The organism is Streptomyces hydrogenans (assembly GCF_014656075.1).
GTDB classification, from domain to species: domain Bacteria; phylum Actinomycetota; class Actinomycetes; order Streptomycetales; family Streptomycetaceae; genus Streptomyces; species Streptomyces hydrogenans.
On sequence record NZ_BNBS01000227.1, the window covers coordinates 1 to 5803 of the forward strand.

Annotated in this window: 6 protein-coding genes and 1 pseudogene; 5 read left to right on the forward strand and 2 right to left on the reverse strand. The window is 76.5% G+C overall.

Annotated features, from left to right (window positions below; all coding sequences use genetic code 11):
- Positions 1–505, forward strand: a pseudogene (locus tag IE321_RS40355) (hypothetical protein); the annotation flags it as partial.
- A 39-nt stretch (positions 506–544) separates the two neighbouring features.
- The gene (locus IE321_RS40360; RefSeq protein ID WP_226652973.1) at positions 545–1741 is read left to right on the forward strand and encodes a threonine synthase; all 1197 of its coding nucleotides are present in this window, start codon (positions 545–547) and stop codon (positions 1739–1741) included.
- A 39-nt stretch (positions 1742–1780) separates the two neighbouring features.
- Here the strand turns inward: IE321_RS40360 and IE321_RS40365 are convergent, their stop codons facing one another.
- Positions 1781–2806: a glycoside hydrolase family 113 protein gene (locus tag IE321_RS40365; protein ID WP_190226612.1), complete on the reverse strand. Its 1026-nt coding sequence runs from the start codon at positions 2804–2806 to the stop codon at positions 1781–1783.
- 107 nt (positions 2807–2913) lie between these two features.
- On the opposite strand from IE321_RS40365, the gene IE321_RS40370 reads away from it, so the two are divergent.
- A complete protein-coding gene (locus IE321_RS40370; protein WP_190226613.1) occupies positions 2914–3552 on the forward strand; it encodes a TetR/AcrR family transcriptional regulator in 639 nt (212 codons plus the stop codon).
- Between the two features lie 28 nt (positions 3553–3580).
- Complete coding sequence (locus IE321_RS40375) at positions 3581–4081, forward strand: GNAT family N-acetyltransferase (RefSeq protein WP_190226614.1); 501 nt, start codon at positions 3581–3583, stop codon at positions 4079–4081.
- 7 nt (positions 4082–4088) lie between these two features.
- Here IE321_RS40375 and IE321_RS40380 read toward each other — a convergent pair whose 3' ends face one another.
- The gene (locus tag IE321_RS40380; protein WP_372470312.1) at positions 4089–4670 is read right to left on the reverse strand and encodes a YdeI/OmpD-associated family protein; all 582 of its coding nucleotides are present in this window, start codon (positions 4668–4670) and stop codon (positions 4089–4091) included.
- Positions 4671–4991: 321 nt separating this feature from the next.
- Between IE321_RS40380 and IE321_RS40385 the strand changes: the two genes are divergently transcribed.
- Positions 4992–5803: carbohydrate kinase family protein (locus IE321_RS40385; RefSeq protein WP_190226616.1), on the forward strand; the 812-nt coding region annotated here is incomplete at its 3' end.

Genomic DNA, 5803 nt, shown 5'->3' on the forward strand with positions numbered 1-5803 from the left:
GGCCGTCGACCCGCGCCGGGCGGGCTACGGCGCGGTGGCGTCCGCCGCCCCCGCGGCGCCCGCGGCACCTCCCGCACCCGCCGAGCCCGCCGCGCACGATCCGCATCCGGCGATCCTGTCGGCCGCGATGGCGGGACGGCACGCCGAGGCGGCGGAGATGGCGGCCGCGTGGGAGCGGGACGCGCTGCGGCGGTTCGGGCCGCGGTCGGGGGAGGCGGTGCACTGGATGGAGGTGCGGGCGGACCTCGCGCGGCTGGCGGGGGAGCCCGCCCGCAGCTGCGAGCTGTGGCTCGCGGTCGCCGAGGCGCGGCTCGGGCTGCGCCAGCAGCCGGACGACCGGGACGTCGAGGGCGCGGTGGACCGGGCGCACCACCAGTGGGAGCAGATCGCGGATCCTGCCCGCGCCCGTGCCCTCGGCCCCACCCTGGTGGCCCTGCGCCGCCGCGTCCCGGGCCGCCGCCCCGGCGCCCTGGAGGCCCTGCGCCGCCGGATGCACTCCCGCTGACCCGGACGGGCCGGGTCCGTACCAGCAGAAGGGTTCCTCGTGACGTCTCTCGCCCGCGCGCAGCGGTCGCTCGCCGATCCGACCGTCCGGCATCCGCTCTGGCCGCCGCTGACCGCCGGGTGTCCGGTGACGTCCACGGAGGAGGTGGCGTACCCGCTGGAGGTCGACTACGCCTACGACGAGGTGCCGGCGGACCTCTTCGCCGGACCCGCCGCGCACGGTCTGGAGCGGTGGGCGCCGCTGCTGCCGCCGCTGGCCGCGCCGGGTCTGGGGGAGGGGAACACGCCGCTGGTGGAGCTGGCCGACGGGGTGTGGGCGAAGGACGAGTCGCGCAATCCGACGTGGAGCCACAAGGACCGGCTGAACCGCGTGGCGGTGAGCGCCGCCGTCGCCTCGGGCGCGCGCGGGATCGTCGTCTCCTCCTCCGGGAACCACGGCGCCGCCGCCGCGGCGTACGCGACCCGGGCGGGGTTGCCGTGCGCCGTGTTCACCTCGCCGGACGCGCCGCCCGCCGTCGCCTCCCACCTGCGGGCCTACGGCGCGACGGTGCTGACCGTCCCCCATCCCTCCGTGCGGCCCCTGATGCGGCGCATCGTCGACGAGCTGGGCTTCCAGTCGGTCAGCAGCGTCACGGACTCCGCGCACACGGGACATCCGTTCGGGCCGGAGGGGTACAAGACCATCGCGTACGAGATCGCCCTGGCGCTCGGGCGGGCCCCCGCCGCCGTGCATGTCCCCACCGGTTACGGGGAGTTGCTGTTCGGGGTCGCCAAGGGCTTCGAGGAGCTGGCCCGGCTGGGAGTGACCGCCGGCGTGCCCCGGATGTACGGCGTGGAGCCCGCCGCGGCCGGTGCCCTCACCGAGGCACTGCGGACCGGCCGTCCGGCCGCGCGCGTGCCCGTCGGCCCGACCGCCGCGTACGCCATCGACTGCGAGGTGAACAGTTACCGGGGCGTGCTGGCCGTCCGCCGCACCGGTGGCGCTGCGCGCACGGTGACGGAGGAGCAGTTCCGGTCCGCCCAGGCGGAGTTGGCAGCACAGGGCATCTGGTGCGAGGTCTCCGCCGCCGCCGGGCTCGCCGGTCTGCGCGCGCATGGGCCGGACCCGGCGCGCGAGGAGGGGCCCGTCGTCTGTGTCGTCACCTCCAGCGGCTACAAGGACGTGGCGACGGGGCGGGCGGCCGTCGCCCCGATGGACGCCGACTGGGACGCCGTCCGCGCCCTGCTGAAGGCGTGAGGTTGCCGGATGCGGGGCTGACGGGGCGCCGCCGGGCGTTCAGTGCGTCCGGTGGTACTCCGCCACCGCGTCGAAGGCGGCCTTGGGCTCCCACGGCAGCCCGGGGTAGCGGGTGCCCTCGCGGTCCTCGTAGACCTTGACCACGCCGTAGCTCGCCAGGTCGAGGTCGGCCGTCGGGTCGCCGTCCGGGCGGTGCACGTGGTCGTGGAGCGCGAAGGTGAAGACGAAGGTGGCGTCGACGCCCGACGCGTCGAAGACGGCCAGGAGTTCGCGGACGTACGAGGCCTGACCCTCCTCGTCCCGCTCGTACGCCCCGGTCAGCCGGACCGGGCCGGACGCGTCGTACTCGACGACCTCCAGGCCGAGCGCGCCCCGGTCGCCGGCGCCCCGGTAGCAGGCCGAACCGAACTCGGTGACGGCGACCGGCTTGCCGTCGGCGGCCGCGACCATGCCGCGCACCGCCGCGGCGAAACCCTCGGCGATCGCCGACGAGCGGTAGACGTCGACGGAGACCAGGTCGAACGGCGTCCAGTCGACGCCTTCGAGGGGGACGGAGGCGTAGGTGACCGGGCCGCCGAAGCGGGCGCGGACGACCGCCGCCGCCTCGGCGAGGAAGGCGTTCACCCGGGTCCGCACGGCGGGGAGTGCCGCCCGCAGCTCGTCCGGGCGGCCGAGCACCGCGATCCGCTCGTCGGTGTCCTCGCCGGGCAGGAACCCCGGGTTCATCAGGCTGAGTTCGGCACCGGCGACGAAGACGACCCGGGCGCCGCGCCGCCGCAGTCGTTCGGCGCGCTCCGCGCAGTCGGCGAAGAGCGCGAGCATCTCCGCCGGGGTGCGTTCGAGGGGGTACGGCGAGAACCAGACCTCCAGGCCCAGGTCGGCCGCGTACCCGGCCGCCAGCTCGACGCGGTCGGGGTCGCCGCCCATCACGCGGACCGCCGTGCAGCCGAGGTCGTCGCGGATGATCCCCAGTTCCCGCCGGACGGTCTCCGGCTCGAAGGCGCGGCGGGCGTTCCGGCCGTGCTTCACGAACCCGGTGTCGTAGCTGATCCCCTTGGCGCGCATGCGTGCTCACCCTCTCCATGATTAAGGTACGCGGCGTACCTTAATTGGTCGGGTTCGCGGTCGGCAAGGAAGATGGGGCGGTACGACCGGTACCGGAAGGGGTGGCGATGACGGGACGGACGGAACCCGGGCGGACCCGGCGGCGCGGCGCCGCGCTGGAGGACGCGATCCTCGACGCCGCCGCCCGGGAGCTCGTCGAGTCCGGTTTCGCCGGCATGACCATGGACAAGGTCGCCGCCCGCGCCGGCACCAACAAGAACGCCCTCTACCGCCGCTGGCCGCACCGCCTGGCCCTCGGCACCGCCGCGTACAAGCGGCTCGCCACCGCCGCGCCCGTCCCCGACACCGGCACGCTGCGCGGCGACGCCCTGGAGCTGCTCCGCCAGGCCAACCGGCACTGGAGCTCCCCGCTCGGCGCCGTCCTGCGCGAACTCCTCGCCGCGGCCGGCGGGGCCGCCGAGTTCCTGGCCTCGCTCCAGGAGCGGTCGGGCGAGGCCGCCGCCGCGCCCTGGCTCACCGTCCTCGGCCGAGCGGTCGCCCGTGGCGAGGCCGCGCCCGAGGCCCTGCACCCCAGGGTCGCCACCGTCGCGGTCGTGCTGCTCCGCAACGAGTTCGTCGTCCGGGGCGTGCCCAGCGCCCCCGACGACGTCCTCGTCGAGATCGTCGACGAGGTCTACCTCCCGCTCGTCCGCGGCCGGGGCGCCGCAGGGCCCGCCGGCAGGCCCCCCGGCTCGTCCGCCACCTGAACCGCCCCCGGCCTGCGATGATCGGACCATGACCGTCACACCGTCCCGGCACCCGGCGGCCGCGCTCCGCACCGAGCGGCTGGAGCTGCGGCCCGTGCGGAGTGCGGACCTGCCCGCCGTGACCCGGCTGTGGACCGACCCCGAGGTGCGGCGTCACCTCGGCGGGCCGGTCATCGCGTCCGTCGTGCGGATCCGGCAGCGGCGGATCGTCGGCGCGCCCGGCTTCCACGCGGTGGTCCGCGCCGAGGACCGCGCGGTGCTCGGACTCGTCACCGTCGAACCGGCCGGTCACGGGGGCGAGACCGAGGTGTCGTACCAGTTCCTGCCCGAGCACTGGGGAAGCGGCTACGCCCGCGAGGCCGTGGCCGCCGCCGTGGCCCGGGCCCTGGAGACCGTCCCGAGCGTCGTCGCCGTCACCCAGGAGGCCAACGCGCGCTCCCGCAGGCTCCTGGAGGCCGTCGGCCTGGAGCACGAGGAGTCCTTCGAGGAGTGGGGCGCCCGCCAGGTCCTCTACCGCCGCCGCGCCTGATCCGCCCCTACGCGGTGCCCCCGGCCAGCCGGGTCACCGCCCGCTCGACGCGCGCCGCGCGGGTCTTCGCCGTACGGGCCTGCCACAGGGAGAGGATCACCAGGTAGCGGTCCGTCTTCCCGAGCGCCTCGAAGGCGCGGGCCGCCTCCGGGCGGGCGGCGAGCGCGACGGCGAGGTCGTCCGGGACCGTGGCGTCCTTCTGGGAGGGGTACGCCGCCTCCCACCGGCCGTCGGCCCGCGCCGCCCGCACCTCCGCCAGCCCCGGCTCGCGCATCCGGCCGTCCGCGAGGAGCTGCTCGACCTGCCGGACGTTGACCTGCGACCACAGGCTGCGCGGCCGGCGCGGGGTGATCTTCTGGAGGTAGGAGCGCTCGTCGCGGGCCTTGCGCTTGCCGGTGATCCAGCCGTAGGCCAGCGTCAGGTCCAGGATGTCGTCGGCCGTCGGCGAGGGCAGGCCGCCGCCCTTGCGGCCGAGCAGCAGCCAGATGCCCGGGGTGTCGCCGTGGTGCTCCGCGAGCCACGCCTCCAGCTCGCCGCCGCCGTCGAAGCCGAGGACGTCGAGCCCCTCGTCCGTACCGATCGTCTCCACCCCGTCCGCCTTCCCCGCACCCGCGAGCCGTCGACGCGCGCCCCGTCGGGGCCCGTCCCGCCCAAGATAGGTGACACCGGCCGGGGACCGGCTGTCACTCGCGCCCGGCGTCGGACCGACGGGCGGGTTCGAAACGCGTGACCACGCCCTTCCGGCCGGGCCCGCGAACCGTGCGACCAGGCCGTCGGCCTGATTGGCTATCATTCCGCTCCTCCGCCGCCCACGAGGACGGAACCCGCGCCGTACCCCGCGGTCCGCGGGGAGCGCTCGGATGATCAGCGACGTTTCCAGGACACCTACGCCAAGGAGCCGTGAGACCCGATGTCCTTCCTGGTGATCGGCGAGTGCGTCGCCGACATCGTGCGCGGCCCCGGCGCCGCCGACGTCGTCCACCCCGGGGGCAGCCCCGCCAACGTCGCCTACGGCCTCGCGCGCCTCGGCCGCCCCGCGACCCTCCTCACCCAGCTCGCCGACGACCCCTCGGGGCGGCTCATCGCCGCCCACCTCACCGGCGCCGGCGTGCGGCTCGCGATCGGCGGCGTCCCGGCGCGCACGCCCTCGGCCGTCGTCACCCTCGACGGGCGCGGGCAGGCGGCGTACGCCTTCGACATCGCCTGGACCCTCACCGCCGAGGAGCCGCCCGCGACCCCGGAACCGGTCCGGCACGTCCACCTCGGCTCGATCGCGGCCGTCACCGAGCCCGGTGCCGCCACCGTGCTCGCGCTCACCGGACGGCTGCGGCCCGCCGCCACCGTCAGCTACGACCCGAACGTGCGGCCCGCGCTGATGGGGGAGCACGGACCGGCCGTCGCCCGGGTCGAGCGGTGCGTCGCCCTCGCCGACCTCGTGAAGGCGAGCGACGAGGACCTGGCCTGGCTGTACCCGGGGGAGCCGGTGGAGGCGGTGGCCGCCCGCTGGCTGGCGCTCGGCCCGGCCGTCGTCCTCGTCACCCGGGGCGGCGACGGGGCGCTGGCGGTGACCCGGGAGCACACGGTGGCCGCCGGGGCTCCCGCCGTCGCCGTCGTCGACACGGTCGGCGCCGGCGACTCCTTCATGTCGGCCGTCCTCGACGCCCTGGCCGGCCGCGACCGGGCCGCCCTGGCCGCGCTCGGCGCCGCCGCCCTGGCCGGGCT